This is a genomic window from Rhodopseudomonas telluris, assembly GCF_042432815.1.
Lineage (GTDB): Bacteria > Pseudomonadota > Alphaproteobacteria > Rhizobiales > Xanthobacteraceae > Rhodopseudomonas > Rhodopseudomonas telluris.
On the sequence record NZ_JBHLWM010000003.1, the window covers coordinates 223,242 to 241,687 of the forward strand.

Below are 18,446 nucleotides of genomic sequence, written 5' to 3' on the forward strand. Positions count from 1 at the left end.
AGTCACCGATTCGGCCGCGTTTCGTTCGGGACTCGTTCCACAGCTTAACCCGCGTGCGCTGCGGCGTCGCAATGTGACACATCTTTGACCGCAGCCACGCAGAAATACAGCCAAAATGCCTCTTTCGTTTTCCGCGCCGTTTACCAATGACCGGGCGCCCGGCGCCGGCGTCACGGCGGTGCTGGGCCCGACCAACACCGGCAAGACCCATCTGGCGATCGAGCGCATGGTGGCGCATTCGTCCGGGCTGATCGGTTTGCCGCTCCGTCTGCTGGCGCGCGAGGTCTACAACAAGATCGTCGAGCGGGTTGGCCCGGATGCGGTCGCGCTGGTCACCGGCGAAGAGAAGATCAAGCCGCCCAAGGCGCGCTACTGGGTGTCGACCGTCGAGGCCATGCCGCGCGATCTCGACGTGTCGTTTCTGGCCGTCGACGAGATCCAGATCGCCGCCGACCTCGAGCGCGGCCACGTCTTCACCGATCGCATCCTGCGCCGGCGCGGCCGCGACGAAACGCTGCTGCTCGGCGCCGCGACGATGCGGCCGATCATCGAGCGGCTGCTGCCGGGCGTCAGCATCGTCACCAGACCGCGGCTGTCGCAGCTCGAATTCGCCGGCGACCGCAAGCTGACGCGGCAGCCGCGCCGGACCGCGATCGTGGCGTTCTCGGCCGACGAAGTGTACGCCATCGCCGAGCTGATCAAGCGCCAGCACGGCGGCGCCGCGGTAGTGCTCGGCTCGCTGTCGCCGCGCACCCGCAACGCCCAGGTCGCGATGTTTCAGTCCGGCGACGTCGATTATCTGGTCGCCACCGACGCGATTGGGATGGGTCTCAACCTCGACGTCGATCACGTCGCCTTCGCGTCCGACCGCAAATTCGACGGCTACCAATTCCGCCGGCTGACCCCGGCCGAATTCAGTCAGATCGCCGGCCGCGCCGGCCGCGCCACCCGAGACGGCACCTTCGGCACCACCGGGCGCTGCGCGCCATTCGAGCCCGAGCTCGTCAACGCCCTGCAGAACCACACGTTCGAGCCGGTGAAGATGCTGCAATGGCGCAATTCGCAGCTTAATTTCGGCTCGGTCGGCGCGCTGCAGGTCTCGCTGGCGGAGTCGCCACGCCACGACGCGCTGACCCGCGCGCCGGTCGCCGAGGACCTGCGGGTGCTCGACCACGCCGCCCGGGACGGCGATGTGCGCGACATGGCGCATGGCGCCGCAGCCGTCGAGCGGCTATGGGACGTTTGCCAGGTCCCGGACTATCGCAAGATCGCGCCGGCGGCCCACGCCGAACTGGTGACGACGCTGTATCGGTTTCTGATGCAGAAAGGCCGGATTCCGGACAGCTGGTTTGCCGCTCAGGTCGAGCAGGCCGACCGGATCGACGGCGGCATCGACACGCTTTCGGCACGGATCGCTCAGATCCGGACATGGACTTTCGTCGCCAACCGGGCCGACTGGCTGGCTGATCCTGACCACTGGCAAGGCATTTCGCGCGACATTGAAAATAAATTGTCAGATGCGCTGCACGAACGCCTCACGGAACGTTTCGTAGATCGTCGGACCAGTGTATTGATGCGCCGCCTGCGGGAAAACACGATGTTGAATACGGAAATTGGTAAGACCGGCGAAGTCATCGTCGAGGGACATGTGATTGGTCGTCTCGACGGCTTCACCTTCGCGCCGGACGCGGCCGAGGCCGGGTCGGATGCGAAGGCGCTGCAGGCGACCGCGCAGAAGGCCCTGGCCGGCGAAATCGACGCCCGCGCCGAGAAGCTTGCGGCCGCTCCCGACGAACAATTCGTCCTGACGTCGGAAGGTATCGTGCGCTGGACCGGCGACGCGGTGGCGCGGCTGGTCGGCTCCGACGACGTGCTCCGGCCGCGGCTGCGTATCATCGCGGATGATCGTCTGGCGGGTGCGCCGCGCGAAGCCGTGCAGGCGCGGCTCGACCTCTGGCTCAAGACGCATATCGAAAAGATTCTCGGGCCGCTGTTCGAACTCGGCAAAGCCGAGGACATCACCGGCATCGGCCGCGGCATCGCCTTCCAGCTGATCGAGTCGCTGGGCGTGATCGAGCGCAGCAAGATCGCCACGGAGATGAAGGATCTCGACCAGCCGTCGCGCGCGACGCTGCGCAAATACGGCGTGCGGTTCGGCGCTTATCACATCTACATTCCGTCGCTGCTGAAGCCGGCGGCGCGCGCGCTGGCGTCGCTGCTGTGGGCGCAGAAGCTCGACAATGTCGACATGTCGGCGCTGTCGGGCGCGCAACATCTGGCGAGCAGCGGCCGGACCTCGTTTCCAGTCGACAAGGCGCTGGACCGCGACGCCTATCGCACGCTGGGCTACCGGCTGTGCGGCGAACGCGCGGTCCGCGTCGATATTCTCGAGCGGCTCGCCGATCTGATCCGTCCCGCGCTGGCGTGGCGCGAGGGCATGCCGGGCGAGAAGCCGGCTGGCGCCTTCGATGGCCGCAGCTTCGTGGTGACCCAGGCGATGACGTCGCTGACCGGATCGGCCGGCGAGGACTTCGCCTCGATCCTCCGCGCGCTGGGCTATCGCATGGAGAAGCGGCCGCCGCTGCCGCAGGCTGCCGCGCCGCAGCCGGCGCAAGCCGAGGCGACCGTTGCGCCCGCCGCCGAGACGACATTCTCGGCCGAAGATCATGCCATCCTGGCCGGCGCGATTGCGTTCGAGCCGTCCACGACGGTGGACGCGCGGGAGGCCGCCGCTCCGAGCGAGCCGGCCGATGCGCCGGCCGAAACGACCGCCGCCGCGCAGGACACGCCGGCCGCCGAATCCAGCGAATCCGCGGCGGAAGCGGCGCCAGCCGAAGCTGCTGCTGCGCCTGAAGATGCTGCGTCTCAAGAGTCTAAGGCGGAAGCGACCGATGCGGACGCTCCGACGGCCGAAGCTAGTGCTGCCGAAGCCGGGACTGCTGAGGCCGCCCCTGCGGCAGAAGCTGCCACGGCGGATGCCGCCGCCAAGCCGCAGCCGGATCTGGTCGAGGTGTGGCGTCCCGGCGGACGGTCCGACGAGCATCGGCCGCGCCACGACCGTAACAAGCGCCACACCAACAATCGCCCGCAGCATGGCCAGGGCGGCCAGGCGGCCGCCGAAGGCGAAGCTGGCGCGCGGCAGGACCGCCCGGATCAGGGCGGACGCCGCGGCAAGGGAGACTTCCGCCGCGATCGTCGCGAAGGCGACGGCGGCGCGACGCGACGCGACGCCCAGGGCGAAGGCCGTCCGCCGCGCGAGGGCTTCAAGGGCCGCGACAAATTCCCGAACAAATTCCAGGGCGGCAAGGGCGGTCGCGACAATCAGGGCGGCGGATCGCACCGGCAGGTGCATTCCAGCGCGCCGCCGCGCGAACGCGACCGGCCGATCGATCCGAATTCGCCGTTCGCCAAGCTCGCGGCGCTCAAGGAGCAGCTGTCCGCCGGCCGCAAGGAGTGAGCCTCGCCGCGCAACCGCGCGGCTGATCCAGGGTGGTGCGTGGAGCGGCAGCGTCTCGACAAATGGCTGTGGCATGCGCGGGTCGTCAGGGCCCGCAGCACGGCGGCCGCGCTGGTGGAAAGCGGCCATGTCCGGATCAACGGCGCGCGCGAGACATCGCCGGGCCACGGCGTCAAAGCCGGCGACGTGCTGACGATTGCGCTGGATCGTGGCGTCCGGGTGCTGAAAGTGATTGGATTTGCGGAGCGCCGCGGCGACGCGGCCTCCGTTACTGGACTTTATGCCGATCTCGAAGTGCCACGGGAATAGGCATCTTCATCTTGCGGCTGTGGGACACCTGCGGTACGCAAACACTCAAAATTAGAACCGTTCCGGAGCCTTCGGATGACTTACGTCGTCACTGAAAACTGCATCAAGTGCAAATACACCGATTGCGTCGAAGTCTGCCCCGTCGATTGCTTCTACGAGGGCGAGAACATGCTGGTCATCCATCCGGACGAATGCATCGACTGCGGCGTGTGCGAACCGGAATGCCCGGCCGACGCCATCAAGCCCGACACCGAGCCGGGGCTCGAGAAGTGGCTCGAGCTGAACTCCGAATACGCCAAGACCTGGCCGAACCTGACCCAGAAGAAGGACGCGCCGGACGAGGCCAAGCAGTTCGACGGCATGGACGGCAAGTTCGACAAGTTCTTCTCGAAGGAGCCGGGCACCGGCGACTAAGCCGGAGCACGCGACCGGCACGCCCGCCGGGGCGTGATTTCTCAACCCGGCTTAACCCTGTTGATGATGAATCGACCTGGTCCCCGCGAGGAACCGGGCCGATTCGTCATAAATCATTGATTTTTGCGGGAAATGTGCTATATTTGGCACATTCTAGAAACTCGGCATGCCATTTTTGCGGCCGGGAAGGGATCCCGTCAAGAACAACGAACAGGGGCGTGGCGGTTCCACGCGCAGGCTGTGTCACAGAAAACGCGTAAAATGAGTGCTTCCTCGAAGGGTGCCAAGCACGCTGGCAGCCGCAGCGCAACCACCAACCGATCCCGGACTTCAGCCAAGGACACCCGGACCGCCAAATCGACCCCGACACGGTCCTCTGCATCCAAGGCGCCCAAGGCCAAGGTGACCGCTCCCAAGGCGAGCACCGCCAAGCCGACAACCGCTAAGGGTTCCGCCGCGAAGGCTTCGGCCTCCAAGGCGACGGCCCTCAAGTCCTCGAAAAACAAAAGAAGTGAAATGCCATCCAAGACCGCGAAACCCGCCGCTGCGGCGACCGTCTCCAAGGCCGCTTCCGCGAAACCTGCCGTCAAGCCTGCCGCCAAGGCGCCCGTCTCGGCTCCGGTCGCGCCCGCCGCTGCCGCGCCGAAGGCTGCCGCTAAGCCGGAGGTGAAGCCGGTGGCTGCGAAGCCCGCGCCCGCCCCCAAGGCCGAGGAGCCGAAGAAGGCGGTGACCCAGCGTCAGGGCTTCAAGGCCAACGAGTTCGTGGTCTATCCGGCGCACGGCGTCGGCCAGATCCTGGCGATCGAGGAGCAGGAAATCGCGGGCGCCAAGCTCGAGCTGTTCGTCATCAACTTCATCAAGGACAAGATGACGCTGCGCGTGCCGACCGCCAAGGTCGCCAATGTGGGCATGCGCAAGCTGTCGGACCCGGCGCTGGTCAAGAAGGCGCTGGAGACGCTGAAGGGCCGTGCCCGCGTCAAGCGGACGATGTGGTCACGCCGCGCCCAGGAATACGAAGCGAAGATCAACTCCGGCGACATCGTTGCGATCGCCGAAGTCGTGCGCGACCTGTACCGCTCGGAATCGCAGCCCGAGCAGTCCTACAGCGAACGCCAGCTCTATGAAGCGGCGCTCGACCGGCTGTCGCGCGAAATCGCGGTGGTCCAGCAGGTCACCGAGACCGAAGCCGTCAAGGAAGTCGAAGGTCAGCTCGCCAAGAGCCCCCGTCGCGGCGCCAAGGCCGATGCGGATGCCGAGAGCGACACCGATACGGATGGCGATCTCGACGGTGACAGCGACGACACCGTGACCGACGAAGCCGCGTAAGGCACGCGATCAGGTCTGAGAATCAAAGCTACGTAAGAATTGAAGGCCCGGCGGAACGCCGGGCCTTTTTTTGTTGTCGATCCTGATAGCAAGCCGAGCGCGCCGCCCGTCAGGCTGCTTGCCCGTGATCCGCCAGGCTGTGGCCGCCGAAAGGCGGTCCCGAACAGATCGCACAGGCATATCGACCATCGCCATCGCCGAACCGGGGTTGCCGCTCGGCTGAGCTGGCGGCGGCATCGATCGCTCAGTCGACCACGATCTTCACCAGATCGCGCGGCTTCACCGTGGCGTTGGCTTCGAGGCCGTTCAGCACGCGGAAGCGCTCCAGCGGGCGGTCGACGCCGGCCATGCGATGCGACAACGACTCGACGGTGTCGCCCGGCTGCACGGTGATCACCTTGATCCGCAGCGGCCGCGCTGCCTGGATTTCGTCGAGCGTCAGGCGGCGAAACGAATTCACCGTATCGCGCGAATTGCGATCGCTCTCGGCCGACTTCTGCCGGGTCGCGAAAATGAAGCGATAGACGTCGCTGCCGAACCGCAGCGCGTAGACCTTGAACTGCCACTGATCGCCCCGCGCCGAGACGGATGCCGCGGGGAAGCCGTTGATGCTCAGCTCCTCGGTCGAGCTGCGATCGACATTCTCCATCCAGCCGGAATTCAGGTAGTCGCCGAGCGATTGCTCCGCAGGGACGCGGACGACGTCGAACCGCATCGCCTGACTGCCGCCCTCGCGCACCCCGATCACCGCCTGCGCGGTGTTATCGAGCGTGTAGCTCTCCGGGACCTGGAAGGTGAAGCCGAGCTTGGGGTGCAGGAAGCGGCGGCCACGCACGAAGCCTTCGCTCGGGTCCTCGCCGTAGACGATGTTGTCGATCGCGTTGAGATAGGTCTCGCGGTCGCGCTCGCCCTTCGCGGTCTGCTCGGCCGAGGCGTATTGCCGGGCGTTGTTCTGCGCATTGCGCACCCGCTCCGGCGTGGCCGGGTGCGAGGCCAGGAAGTCCTGCGACCGCCCATCGCCGCCGCGGCCGGCCTTCAGCGCGGCGTTGCGCTCCATCGCGGTGAGGAAGCGCGACGCACCGTAAGGATCGAACTGGGCGCGCGCCGAGATGCCGACGCCGATGCCGTCGGCCTCCAGCTCCTGCTGCCGCGAGAAGCTCGCCATCGACAGCTTGGTCTTGGCCAGCGCCAGCGCGGTCATCTCCGGATCATTGCCCATGTCGGTAACGACGCGGGTGACGAGCGCGGCCTGGCGCGCCTGGTCTTCGCGAATCGCCGCGTGCTTGGCGAGCACATGCGCCATTTCGTGCGACAGCACCGAGGACAATTCCGACGTATCGCTGGCCAGCGCGACCAGCCCGCGGGTGACGTAAAGCTGCCCGGTCGGCAGCGCGAAGGCATTCACGGCGCCGGAATTGAGGATCGTCACCTTGTAGGTGAGATCGGGCCGGTCCGACGCCGCGACCAGGCGATCGACCGTGCTGGTGATCAGCGCTTCCAGCTTGGGATCGTCGTAAGCGCCCCCATAGGTCGCAAGGATGCGCTCGTGCTCGCGTTCGGCAGCCGGCGACTGCGCGGCAGGCCGAAGGACGGGCTTGGCGGCCGGCGTGCTGGACGGGATCGAGGCCGTCTCGAAACGGCGAAAATCGCCGCATCCCGCGAGCGTCAGCACGCCGAGCAGCGGCAACACCAGCCAGCGGCGGCTCCTCCAGATGCTGCGCCGTCCCTCGGATGCGATCACGTAATGGCTCTCTGCGGACGCTAGCGCGCGCCCGGCACCTCAATCTGTCCCACGTCACGAACCGCGATCTGCGGGCCGGAGCGTCGCTCGACCCAACCGCGAACGCGGATTCGTTTGTTCTCCAAGGACTTGGGCGCAATGCCCGCGGCCTCGAACGGTCCCAATATGCGCCTTGAAATAGTCACCGCAAAGTCCCGAGTCCAGCGCCGGCCGAAGTTCAAAAAAATCGTCCCGCCGGCCTCCCGAACCGACAATATCCTGCCTTCGATGACGCTGAAGCGCCCGACCCGCGACAGAACATCTTCCACATTTTCGGCGTTTTTGAGGGCCGCGCCCGAACTCCAGAGGCCGCGCTTCGAATCGCGGGCCGATGCTTCGGCGGCGAGCAACTCGGCGCGGCAGTCGGGTTGCGGAATCCCGAGCCCGACCAGAACGTGCCCGGCGGCGAGCAGCGCCACCTGCAAGGACACCGCCTCGCCATCGACGAACACGAAAGCAGGCTGGCGGCCGTAGCGGTCCGGCGCATCATCGGCGCCGCGCAGCGTGACGTGCTGGCCGCGCGCCCGCGCAGACAGCGCGGCGACCGCCTCGCCACGATCAGCCGCGTCGACTTCGACGCCGGCGAGCCGGATCTCGCGACCGTCGTCGAAGCGCAGCGTGCGCGCATCCGCGACCGCGGCGACGGTACCTTCGCCTTGTGCTGGCAGATCCGCACAGGCGGCTTGCGCATCACAGCCGGCCATCAAGAGCGCCGCGACGATCGTCGCCACGCATCGTGCGCGAGCCGCAGAGGTCGTCGCGATCATCGCCTGCACTCACCGCCGCGCCGACACCCGCTCATCGATCATCGTCCGCACGCCGTTCGATTACTAAGCGGATCGGCTGCGAGCAAGTCATTCCATCGGCCGGAAAACCGGCTCGCTTGCCGCTCAGCAACCGATACGGCATGATCGCACCACGACCAGAAGCGCCGCGAATGAAGCCGGCGCCGGTCAGGGGAGGACGCTTTGAGAATGATCCGGACAACTCTTGTCGCATGTCTGTCGTTTGCTGTGATGACGGCCGCGCAGGCGCAGTCTCAGCCGCCGCTGAAGCTCGGCGCAATTCTCGACATGTCCGGTCTGTATGCCGATATCACCGGCCCCGGCAGCGAGACCGCCGCCAAGATGGCGGTGGAGGATTTCGGCGGCAGCGTGCTCGGCCGCAAGATCGAGATCATCGCGGCCGATCATCAGAACAAGGCGGACCTCTCCGCCAATATCGCGCGCGACATGCTCGACAATCAGGGCGTCGAGGCAATCATCGACGTCGCCGCGTCGGCCACCGCGCTGGCCGCCGCCGAGATCGCCAAGGCCCGCAACAAGATCATCATGTTCTCGGGGCCCGGCTCGATCCGCCTCTCCAACGAGGCATGCGGGCCCTACACCGTGCACTACGTGTTCGATACCTACGCGCAGGCCAACACCACGGGCCTCGCCGCGGTGAAGCAGGGCCTCGACACCTGGTTCTTCCTGTCGGCCGACTACGCGTTCGGCCAGGACCTCGAACGCGATACCACCAACGTCATCAAGGCGTCGGGCGGCAAGGTGCTGGGCAGCGTGAAGCATCCGCTCAACACCTCGGACTTCTCGTCCTTCCTGCTGCAGGCACAGAGCTCCAAGGCCAAGGTGATCGGCCTCGCCAATGCGGGCGGCGACACCATCAACGCCATCAAGCAGGCGGCCGAATTCGGCATCACCAAGGGCGGCCAGAAGGTGTCGCCGCTGCTGGCCTTCATCTCCGACATCGACAGCGTCGGGCTGGAGACCGCGCAGGGCCTGATCCTGACCGAAGCATTCTACTGGGATCTCAACGACGAGACCCGCGCCTTCACCAAGCGCTTTATGGAGCGCACCAAGCGCGTGCCGACCTCGGCCCAGGCGGGCCTGTATTCGGAAGTCACCCACTATCTGAATGCCGTGAAGGCCGCGGGCACCACCGACCCGGCTGCCGTGATGAAGAAGATGAAGGACACCCCGATCAACGACTTCTTCGCCAAGAACGGCCGCATCCGCGAGGACGGCCGCATGGTGCACGACATGTACCTGTTCGAGGTCAAGAAGCCGTCCGAATCCAAGGGCCGCTGGGACGACTACAAGCTGCTCGCCACCGTGCCGGGCGAGCAGGCGTTTCAGCCGCTCGAGCAGTCGCGCTGTCCGCTGGTGAAGAAGTAACACACGACAGCATCCGTCATTGCGAGGAGCGAAGCGACGAAGCAATCCAGTTCGGTGCACTGAGCTCTGGATTGCTTCGCTTCGCTCGCAATGACGGAAACGCTCAAGGTGAGACGGCGCTGCGCGCCTCCTCACCTTGAGGGCGCGGTGGTCGGCTCGGTTCGATGACCACAAGAACAACAACAACAGGGAAACGCTAATGTCCGACATCGTCCTGCAGCATCTCGACCGCGGCCTGCTCACCATCACGATGAACCGTCCCGAGCGCCGCAATGCGCTCAATCAGGGCATGATCCGAGGGCTGGTCGAAGCGGCGCACCGCGCCAAGGACGATCCGGAGGTGCGCGCGGTGCTGCTGAAGGGCGCCGGCGGCACGTTCTGCGTCGGCGGCGACGTCAAGTCGATGGCGGCGGCCGGCAGCCCGCCGCCGCTCGAACAGAAGGTCGCCAATCTGCGCCGCGGCATGGAAGTGTCGCGTATCCTGCACCAGATGCCCAAGCCGGTGGTGGCGCAGATCGACGGCGCTGCGGCTGGCGCCGGTCTGTCGATGGCGCTGTCCTGCGATCTGCGCGTCGCCGGTAGCTCCGCCAAGATCACCACGGCGTTCGCCAAGGTCGGCCTGTCGGGCGATTTCGGCGGCACCTACTTCCTGACGCATCTGATCGGCGCCGCCAAGGCGCGCGAGCTGTATCTGACCTCGCCGGTGCTGACCGCCCAGGAGGCGCAGGCGCTCGGCATCGTCACCAAAGTGGTACCGGACGCGGAAGTCGAGCAGGCAACGCGCGAGCTCGCGCTGTCGCTGGCGCAAGGTCCGAGCGTGACGCTCGGCTACATCAAGACCAACATCAACAACGCCGAGAGCCTGTCGCTCGAGGCCTGTTTCGACGCCGAGGCGCTGCATCACTCGCGCTGCGCCGAGACCGCGGATCACAAGGAAGCCGCCGCCGCCTTCGTCGAGAAGCGCGCGCCCTCGTTCCAAGGCCGCTGACGATGGCGCCGTTTCTCCGCCTGCGCCAGATCTGCCTCGTCACCGAGCCGCTCGAGCCCGCCGCGTCGCAGCTCGCCGCCATCATGGGGCTGAACATCTGCTACCGCGATCCGCATGTCGGCAAATACGGCCTGGAAAACGTGCTGATGCCGGTCGACACTACGCTCTTGGAAATCGTCGCACCGACTGAGCCCGGCACCGCGGCCGGCCGCTTCCTGGAGAAGACCGGCGGCCGCGGCGGCTACATGGCGATCTTCTGCTGCGATGATCCGGACGCCCGCGGCCGCCACGCCGCCAGCCTCGGCGTCCGCACCGCCAACGTCATCGACCACGCGCCGTATCACGGCGTGCAGCTGCATCCCCGCGACTGCCGCGCCGCCTTCATTGAGCTCAACCATACCGAAGGCAGCGACAACATCCGCGGCCCCTACCCGCCCGCGGGCCCCGACTGGGCCAAGGCGATCAGGACCGACACGACGCAGGCGCTGACCGCGGTCGATATGCAGAGCCCGAACCCGGCCGATCTTGCCGCGCATTGGGGACGGATTCTCGACCTGCCGGTGAGCCAGGGTGCTGACGGCGCCGCCGAACTCCACCTGCCGAACGCGATCTTCCGGTTCATCCCGGGCGCAAGCGAAGCGATGACCGCGCTGACCTTCAAGGTCGCGGACGCCGCCAAGGTTCGCGAGGCAGCACAGGCGCAGGGCGTTGCGACAACCAGCGACGGCTTCACGATCGCGGGCGTCGCGTTCAGGCTGACAAACTAACTGCCCGTCCCGGCCTCCGAAACGACAATGCCCGGCGCAAGGCCGGGCATTGATAGATCAGTCGATTATCGGACTGCCGAACGCAGGCCCCGCCGGCGCTTACGCGTAGCGGCCGTGGCAGTGCTTGTACTTCTTGCCGGAACCGCAGGGGCAGTCCTCGTTGCGGCCAACCTTGCCCCAGGTGTCGGGCTTGTTCGGATCGCGAGCCGCCTTGTCGACGATCTGGGCCGGCGCCAGCGACACGTTGGCCATCGCCATCTCGTCCTCGCCGGTGTCCGGATTGGCCTTGTGGGCCTCCATCGGCGGCAGTTCGCGCGGCTGCTCCGGCGGGATGATCTCCACGCGCATCAGCTGCGCCGTCACCGCCTCGCGCAGATGCGCGCTCATTTCCTGGAAGAGATTGAAGGCCTCCGACTTGTACTCCTGCAGCGGATCGCGCTGGCCGTAGCCACGCAGGCCGATCACCTGGCGCAGATGGTCGAGCATAACAAGGTGCTCGCGCCACAGATGATCCAGCGTCTGCAGCAGGATGCTCTTTTCGGCGTAGCGCATCACGTCGGGGCCCCACTGGGCCACCTTCGCCGCCATGTGCTCGTCGAACACCTTCTCCAGCCGCGAGATCAGCTCCTCGTCGGCGATGCCTTCTTCCTTGGCCCATTCGTCGACCGGAATGTCGAGGCCGACGACGCGCTGCAGCTCTTCCTTGAGGCCGGCGACGTCCCACTGCTCCGCATAAGCGTGCTCGGGCACGTGCTTGGCGACCAGATCCTCGACGAAGGTGTGGCGCATGTCGGTGACGGTCTCGACGACGCTGTCTTCCTTCATCAGCTCGATGCGCTGATCGAAGATCACCTTGCGCTGGTCGTTCTGGACGTCGTCGAACTTCAGCAGGTTCTTGCGGATGTCGAAGTTGCGCGCCTCGACCTTCTGCTGCGCCTTTTCCAGCGCCTTGTTGATCCACGGATGGATGATCGCCTCGCCTTCCTTGAGGCCGAGGCGGGTCAGCATGGTGTCGAGCTTGCCCGAGCCGAAGATCCGCATCAGGTCGTCTTCCAGCGACAGGAAGAATTTGGAGCGGCCAGGGTCACCCTGACGCCCGGAGCGGCCGCGCAGCTGGTTGTCGATGCGGCGGCTTTCGTGGCGCTCGGAGCCGATGATGTAGAGACCGCCGGGGCGCTTGGCGGTCTTGGCCGGCTTGTTGCCCTTGGCGGGCTCGATCTCGATCTCGTCCTCGGCGTTCAGTACGATGTCGCGGAAGCGCTCGATGTCGGCCTTGATCTGCTCGATCTTCGCCGCCTTCTCGGCCTCGTCGGTGATCCCCGCGGTCTCCTGCGGGATGCGCATTTCCAGCGAGCCGCCGAGTTTGATGTCGGTGCCGCGGCCGGCCATGTTGGTGGCGATGGTGATGGCGCCCGGCACGCCGGCTTCGGCCACGATATAGGCTTCCTGCTCGTGGAAGCGGGCGTTCAGCACCGCGAACAGCTTGGCGGGCTTGCCGGCGCGGGCCGCCGCATACAGCTTGTCCAGCCCCTTGGGGTCGCCGAAGTCGATCTGCTTGTAGCCGTTCTTCAGCAGCAGGTCGGCCAGCACTTCGGACTTCTCGATCGAGGCCGTACCGACCAGAACCGGCTGCATCCGCTTGTTGGCGCGCTCGACCTCGGCAAGGATCGCCGCGTATTTCTCGCCTTGCGTGCGGTACACCTCGTCGTCTTCGTCCAGACGCGAGATCGGCAGGTTGGTCGGGATCTCGACCACTTCGAGCTTGTAGATGTCGAAGAACTCGTCGGCCTCGGTGGCCGCGGTGCCGGTCATGCCGGCGAGCTTGTCGTACATCCGGAAGTAGTTCTGGAACGTGATCGACGCCAGCGTCTGGTTTTCCGGCTGGACAGTGACGTGTTCCTTGGCTTCCAGCGCCTGGTGCAGGCCTTCCGAATAGCGCCGGCCCTGCATCATGCGGCCGGTGAATTCGTCGATGATCACCACCTCGTCGTTGCGGACGATGTAGTCCTTGTCGCGCTGGAACAGCGTGTGGGCGCGCAGCGCCTGGTTGACGTGGTGCACCACCGAGACGTTCTCGACGTCGTACAGCGACTCGCCGCGCAATTGGCCGGCGTCACGCAACAGCGTCTCGATCTTCTCCATGCCGGCTTCGGTCAGCGTCACGGTGCGCTGCTTCTCGTCGATATCGTAGTCCGACTTGTCGAGCCGCGGGATGAAGGTGTCGATGGTGTTGTAGAAATCGGAGCGATCGTCGAGCGGACCGGAGATGATCAGCGGGGTGCGGGCTTCGTCGATCAGGATCGAGTCGACTTCGTCGACGATGGCGAAATGATGCCCGCGCTGGACCATGTCCTCCAGCCGGTACTTCATGTTGTCGCGCAGATAGTCGAAGCCGTATTCGTTGTTGGTGCCGTAGGTGATGTCGCACGCATAGGCGGCCTGGCGCTGGCTGTCGTCGAGGCCGTGCACGATTACGCCGGTGGTCATGCCGAGGAAGCCGTAGATCTGCCCCATCCAGCCGGAGTCGCGGGTGGCGAGGTAGTCGTTGACGGTGACGACATGGACGCCCTTGCCGGGCAGCGCGTTGAGGTAGACCGCCAGCGTGGCGACCAGCGTCTTGCCTTCGCCGGTCTTCATCTCGGCGATGTCGCCCTCGTGCAGCACCATGCCGCCGATCAGCTGCACGTCGAAATGGCGCTGGCCGAGCGTGCGCTTGGCGGCCTCGCGCACCGTGGCGAAGGCGGGGACCAGAAGGTCGTCCAGCGTCTTTCCGGCGGCGAGTTGCGCCCGGAATTCGTCGGTCCGGGCGCGCAGCGCCTCGTCCGACAGGGCCGCCACTTCCGGCTCCAGTGCGTTGATCGCCGCGACGCGGGCCTGATAGGCCTTGATCCTGCGATCGTTCGACGAGCCGAAGAGTTTGCGGGCTAACGCGCCGATCATGCCAGCTTCCTGTCCTTGCAGTGTGACTTCACGGCCCTTGCCGTGGAAGCCGATGTGCCGTTCGCTCGAGCCACTATCAACTCATCGTGACGCCGACGACCTATCGGGATACAGGTGCGGCGCGAAATGATTGGCATCCAGCAATCCGACGGCCGGCAGCGCGGCCGGGGCCGTCCGCGACCTTGATACCCTTACCAGTGGCGGCAGAGATATGGCTGGGGTGGGGGGTTGTCAACGCGCCGCCTATCGCGTGATTTCATCATTTTGACAGAGTTTTCACGTTGCCAAGTCGCCGTGATTGGGTGACTGTCCCGCCGCCTCCGGCACCCCGGCTTTCAGAACAAGGATTTTCCATGACCCCTGCGTCATCCGCAGCCCTATCGGCCCTGCGTACCGGCCTCGTTGGCGCGGCCGCGACCGGTTGTCTCGCCTTCGCGCTGCTCGCGAGCCCGATGGCGCGAGCCCAGGACGCCGACCCGGTGCTGGCCAAGGTGAACGGCGCTGAGATCCGTCAGAGCGACGTCACCCGCGCCGAGGAAGAACTCGGGCCGAGCCTGGCCCAGATGGACCCCGCCTCCAAGCAGGAGAACGTGCTGTCCTTCCTGATCGACATGAAGATCGTCGCGAAAGCGGCCGAGGACAAGAAGATCCAGGACACAGCCGAGTTCAAGAAGCGGCTCGATTTCGCCCGTAACCGCCTGCTGATGGACGATCTGCTCTCGGTCGAGGGCAAGGCCGCCACCACCGACGCGGCGATGAAGAAGGTCTATGACGACGCCGCCAAGCAGATTTCCGGCGAGCAGGAAGTTCATGCCCGCCACATCCTGGTCGAGACCGAGGACGAGGCCAAGGCGATCGCCGAGGAGCTGAAGAAGGGCGCCGACTTCGCCGAGCTGGCGAAGAAGAAGTCCAAGGATCCGGGCGCCTCCGACGGCGGCGACCTCGGCTTCTTCACCAAGGACCAGATGGTGCCGGAGTTCTCCGCGGTGGCCTTCGCGCTCGAACCGGGCAAGATCTCGGACCCGGTGAAGAGCCAGTTCGGCTGGCACATCATCAAGGTCGAGGAAAAGCGCAACCGCAAGCCGCCGAGCTTCGATCAGGTCAAGCCGCAGATCGAGCAGTACGTCACCCGCAAGGCGCAGTCCGACTACGTCGCCCAGTTGCGTCAGGCCGCCAAGGTCGAGCGTCTCGACAAGCCGGCCGCCGATGCTGCGAAGCCCGCGGATGCCGCCAAGCCCGCCGACCCGGCCGCCAAGGCTCCGGCGCCGGCGCCCGCCAAGAAGTAAGCGTCACACACACTTTGGATCTGCTGCACGGCCGGGGCTCTGCCCCGGCCGTTGTCGTTTGGGTGGCGCTGCTGGCGCAAGGTCCTTCGGGAGCGCCGTCATTGCGAGGAGCGAAGCGACGAATCCAGCGCCGCGCACGGGGCCTCTGGATTGCTTCGCGGAGCCTGTCATCGGGCGGCGCACCGCGCCGACCCGTTGGCTCGCAATGACGCCAAAGGAGCGTCAGTCACCCTTCGGCAGCTTCGCCTTCAGGGCGTACAGCGCTTCCAGCGCCTCGCGCGGGCTCAGTTCGTCGGGGTGCAGCGCTCTCACCGCCTCGATCAGTTGCTCGGCCTCACTCGGCGGCACCGCCTCGGCGGGGGCGCGGGCCGTGATGGCGAACAGCGGCAGGTCGTCGATCAGCGTCTTGGGCTGGCCGCGATCGTTGGCCTCGAGCTTGGCCAATACCGCCTTGGCCCGGCTCACCACCGAGGACGGAAGCCCGGCCAGCTTGGCGACCTGGATGCCGTAAGAGCGGTCTGCGGAGCCCGGCAGCACCTCGTGCAGGAACACCACCTCACCGCGCCATTCCTTGACCCGCACCGTGGCGTTGAACAGCCGCGGCAGCTTGGCCGACAGCGCGGTCAGCTCGTGGTAATGCGTCGCAAACAGCGCGCGGCAGCGGTTGCTCTCGTGCAGATGCTCGATCGCAGCCCAGGCGATCGACAGGCCGTCGAAGGTCGCCGTGCCGCGGCCGATCTCGTCGAGGATCACCAGCGCCCGCTCGGACGCCTGGTTCAGGATCGCCGCGGTCTCGACCATCTCGACCATGAAGGTCGAGCGCCCGCGGGCGAGATCGTCGGCGGCACCGACCCGCGAGAACAGCCTATCCACGATGCCGATCCGCGCCCGGCCGGCCGGCACGTAGCTGCCGACTTGGGCCAGCAGTGCGATCAGCGCGTTCTGGCGCAGGAAGGTCGATTTACCGGCCATATTCGGGCCGGTCAGCAGCCAGATCTGGCCGTTCTTCTGCGCCGGCCCGGGCGACAGATCGCAGGCATTGGCGATGAACGGCTCGCCGGCGCGCTTCAACGCCTGCTCAACCACCGGATGCCGGCCGCCTTCGATCGCGAACGCCAGCGACTCGTCGACCTCGGGCCGGACGTAGTTATCGTCGGACGCGAGCTTGGCCAGCGCAGTGGCGACGTCGAGCAGCGCGAAGGCATGCGCGGCGGCGCGCAGATCGTCGCCGGCGGCATCGATCGAGGCGGAAAGCCGGTCGAAAATTTCCAGCTCGAGCCCGAGCGCGCGGTCGCCCGCATTGGCGATCTTGGCCTCGATCTCGCCGAGCTCAGCGGTGGTGAAGCGAACCTGACCGGCCATGGTCTGGCGATGGATGAAGGTCGCGTTCAGCGGCGGCGACATCAGCTTGTCGCCGTGCTGGGCACCGACCTCGACGAAGTAACCGAGCACGTTGTTGTGCCGGATCTTCAGCGCCTTGATGCCGGTGTCGTCGGCGTAGCGCGCCTGCATCGACGCGACGACGAGGCGCGAGGCGTCGCGCAGCTTGCGGGTCTCGTCGAGCGCCGGCTCATAGCCGTCGCGGACGAAGCCGCCGTCGCGCTTCAGGAGCGGCAGCTCGTCGGCGAGCGCGCGGCCAAGTTCGGCGCACAGATCGCGCGACGGGCGCTGCAGCGCCGCCATCGCGTTGGCGATGTCCTGCGGTGGCGCCGTCAGACGCGCGAGCTGCGCCAGCACCTCGTCGGCCGCACGGATGCCACTGCACAGCGCCGCAAGATCGCGTGGTCCGCCGCGGCCGAGCGACAGCCGCGCCAGCGCGCGGGCCATATCGGGCGCTGCGCGCAGCGCACTGCGGATCTGCTCGCGCAGCACCGGCTCGGCCACGAACGCCTCGACCGCATCGAGCCGCCGCCCGATCGCGGCCGCGTCGGTCAGCGGCGCCGCGAGACGCTGCGCGAGGAGCCGCGAGCCGGCGGCCGTGACGGTGCAGTCGATGGCGTCGAGCAGCGAGCCGCGTCGCTCGCCGGCCAGCGTGCGGGTCAGTTCGAGATTGGCGCGGGTCGCCGGATCGATCGCCATGGTGGTGCCGATCGCTTCGCGCGACGGCGGCGACAGCGGCGGGCGTTTGCCGAGCTGGGTGCGGTCCACATAGGTGACGCAGGCCGCGGCCGCCGTCGCCTCCAGCCGCGACAGCGCGGCGAGGCCATCCATGGTGGCGACCGCGAAGTAATCGCACAGCCGCTTTTCGGCGGTCGCACTGTCGAACACGTCGCGGGTCAGCGGCGTCACGGCCGCGAGGTCGCGCAGCAGCGGGCCGATCTCGGCGTCGCTGTACAGCGCGTCGGAGACGATCGCCTCGTTCGGATTGATCCGCGCCAGCGTCGCCGGCAATTCGCCAGTCGCGCATTCGGTGACGATGAATTCACCGGTCGAAATGTCGATCCAGGCGAGCCCGATGCGGTCGGCACCGGACGAGCCGCGGGCGCGGGCGATCGCCAGCAGGTAGTTGTTGGCGCGGGCGTCGAGCAGCGTGTCTTCGGTCAGCGTGCCGGGCGTGATCAGCCGCACCACGTCGCGCCGCACCACGCTCTTGCGGGCGCGCGCCGCCGCCGGATCCTCGGTCTGCTCGCACACCGCGACGCGATGGCCGAGCGCGATCAGCCGGTGCAGATAGTCGTCGGAGCGCTCGACCGGCACGCCGCACATCGGGATGTCGGCGCCGAGATGCTTGCCGCGCTTGGTCAGCGTGATGCCGAGGGCGCGCGAGGCAATCTCGGCGTCCTCGAAGAACAGCTCGTAAAAGTCGCCCATCCGGTAGAACAGCAGCAGACCCGGATTGGCCGCCTTGATCTCGTGATACTGCTCCATCATCGGCGACATCTTCGCCGGCGCCTCATTGGGCGGGGACGGATCGGGCGGCGTCGCGATGTCGGCATGCATGGTCATGCCCGATGTCTAGCAAACTTCCCCGGGCCGGCTCCACCGCGTGACCTCAGCCATGCACG

At 66.7% G+C, this 18,446-nt stretch carries 12 protein-coding genes; 8 read left to right on the top strand and 4 right to left on the bottom strand.

Going from position 1 to position 18,446, the window contains the following annotated elements:
* The first annotated feature begins 115 nt into the window (after positions 1-115).
* From ACFFJ6_RS07820 to ACFFJ6_RS07835, 4 genes are all read left to right on the top strand, one after another.
* The gene (locus ACFFJ6_RS07820) at positions 116-3,457 is read left to right on the top strand and encodes a helicase-related protein (RefSeq protein WP_378386179.1); all 3,342 of its coding nucleotides are present in this window, start codon (positions 116-118) and stop codon (positions 3,455-3,457) included.
* Between the two features lie 39 nt (positions 3,458-3,496).
* Positions 3,497-3,766 (top strand): RNA-binding S4 domain-containing protein, encoded by a 270-nt coding sequence (locus ACFFJ6_RS07825; protein WP_378386181.1) that lies wholly within the window; start codon positions 3,497-3,499, stop codon positions 3,764-3,766.
* Positions 3,767-3,841: 75 nt separating this feature from the next.
* On the top strand, positions 3,842-4,180 hold the full coding sequence (gene fdxA / locus ACFFJ6_RS07830; RefSeq protein WP_054163243.1) for a ferredoxin FdxA: 339 nt from the start codon (positions 3,842-3,844) through the stop codon (positions 4,178-4,180).
* A 516-nt stretch (positions 4,181-4,696) separates the two neighbouring features.
* Positions 4,697-5,506, top strand: a complete 810-nt coding sequence (locus ACFFJ6_RS07835) for a CarD family transcriptional regulator (protein WP_378386184.1) — start codon at positions 4,697-4,699, stop codon at positions 5,504-5,506.
* A gap of 244 nt (positions 5,507-5,750) precedes the next feature.
* On the opposite strand, the gene ACFFJ6_RS07840 is transcribed toward ACFFJ6_RS07835, so the two are convergent.
* Positions 5,751-7,247, bottom strand: coding sequence for a M48 family metalloprotease (locus ACFFJ6_RS07840; RefSeq protein ID WP_378386186.1), 1,497 nt, complete (start codon positions 7,245-7,247; stop codon positions 5,751-5,753).
* 20 nt (positions 7,248-7,267) lie between these two features.
* A complete protein-coding gene (locus ACFFJ6_RS07845) occupies positions 7,268-8,053 on the bottom strand; it encodes a thermonuclease family protein (protein ID WP_378386188.1) in 786 nt (261 codons plus the stop codon).
* Between the two features lie 207 nt (positions 8,054-8,260).
* Between ACFFJ6_RS07845 and ACFFJ6_RS07850 the strand changes: the two genes are divergently transcribed.
* The 3 genes from ACFFJ6_RS07850 to ACFFJ6_RS07860 all read left to right on the top strand — a co-directional run bounded on the left by ACFFJ6_RS07850 (position 8,261) and on the right by ACFFJ6_RS07860 (position 11,215).
* Complete coding sequence (locus tag ACFFJ6_RS07850; RefSeq protein WP_378386190.1) at positions 8,261-9,460, top strand: ABC transporter substrate-binding protein; 1,200 nt, start codon at positions 8,261-8,263, stop codon at positions 9,458-9,460.
* 199 nt (positions 9,461-9,659) lie between these two features.
* Positions 9,660-10,448 carry an enoyl-CoA hydratase gene (locus ACFFJ6_RS07855; protein WP_378386192.1) on the top strand — a complete coding sequence of 263 codons (789 nt, stop codon included), beginning with the start codon at positions 9,660-9,662 and terminating at the stop codon, positions 10,446-10,448.
* A gap of 2 nt (positions 10,449-10,450) precedes the next feature.
* Positions 10,451-11,215, top strand: a complete 765-nt coding sequence (locus ACFFJ6_RS07860) for a VOC family protein (RefSeq protein ID WP_378386194.1) — start codon at positions 10,451-10,453, stop codon at positions 11,213-11,215.
* Positions 11,216-11,314: 99 nt separating this feature from the next.
* Here ACFFJ6_RS07860 and secA read toward each other — a convergent pair whose 3' ends face one another.
* Positions 11,315-14,155, bottom strand: coding sequence for a preprotein translocase subunit SecA (gene secA / locus ACFFJ6_RS07865; protein WP_378386196.1), 2,841 nt, complete (start codon positions 14,153-14,155; stop codon positions 11,315-11,317).
* A gap of 353 nt (positions 14,156-14,508) precedes the next feature.
* Between secA and ACFFJ6_RS07870 the strand changes: the two genes are divergently transcribed.
* Positions 14,509-15,441, top strand: a complete 933-nt coding sequence (locus ACFFJ6_RS07870; RefSeq protein ID WP_378386199.1) for a peptidylprolyl isomerase — start codon at positions 14,509-14,511, stop codon at positions 15,439-15,441.
* Positions 15,442-15,663: 222 nt separating this feature from the next.
* Here the strand turns inward: ACFFJ6_RS07870 and mutS are convergent, their stop codons facing one another.
* Positions 15,664-18,387, bottom strand: coding sequence for a DNA mismatch repair protein MutS (mutS, locus tag ACFFJ6_RS07875; protein ID WP_378386201.1), 2,724 nt, complete (start codon positions 18,385-18,387; stop codon positions 15,664-15,666).
* Positions 18,388-18,446: the final 59 nt, after the last annotated feature.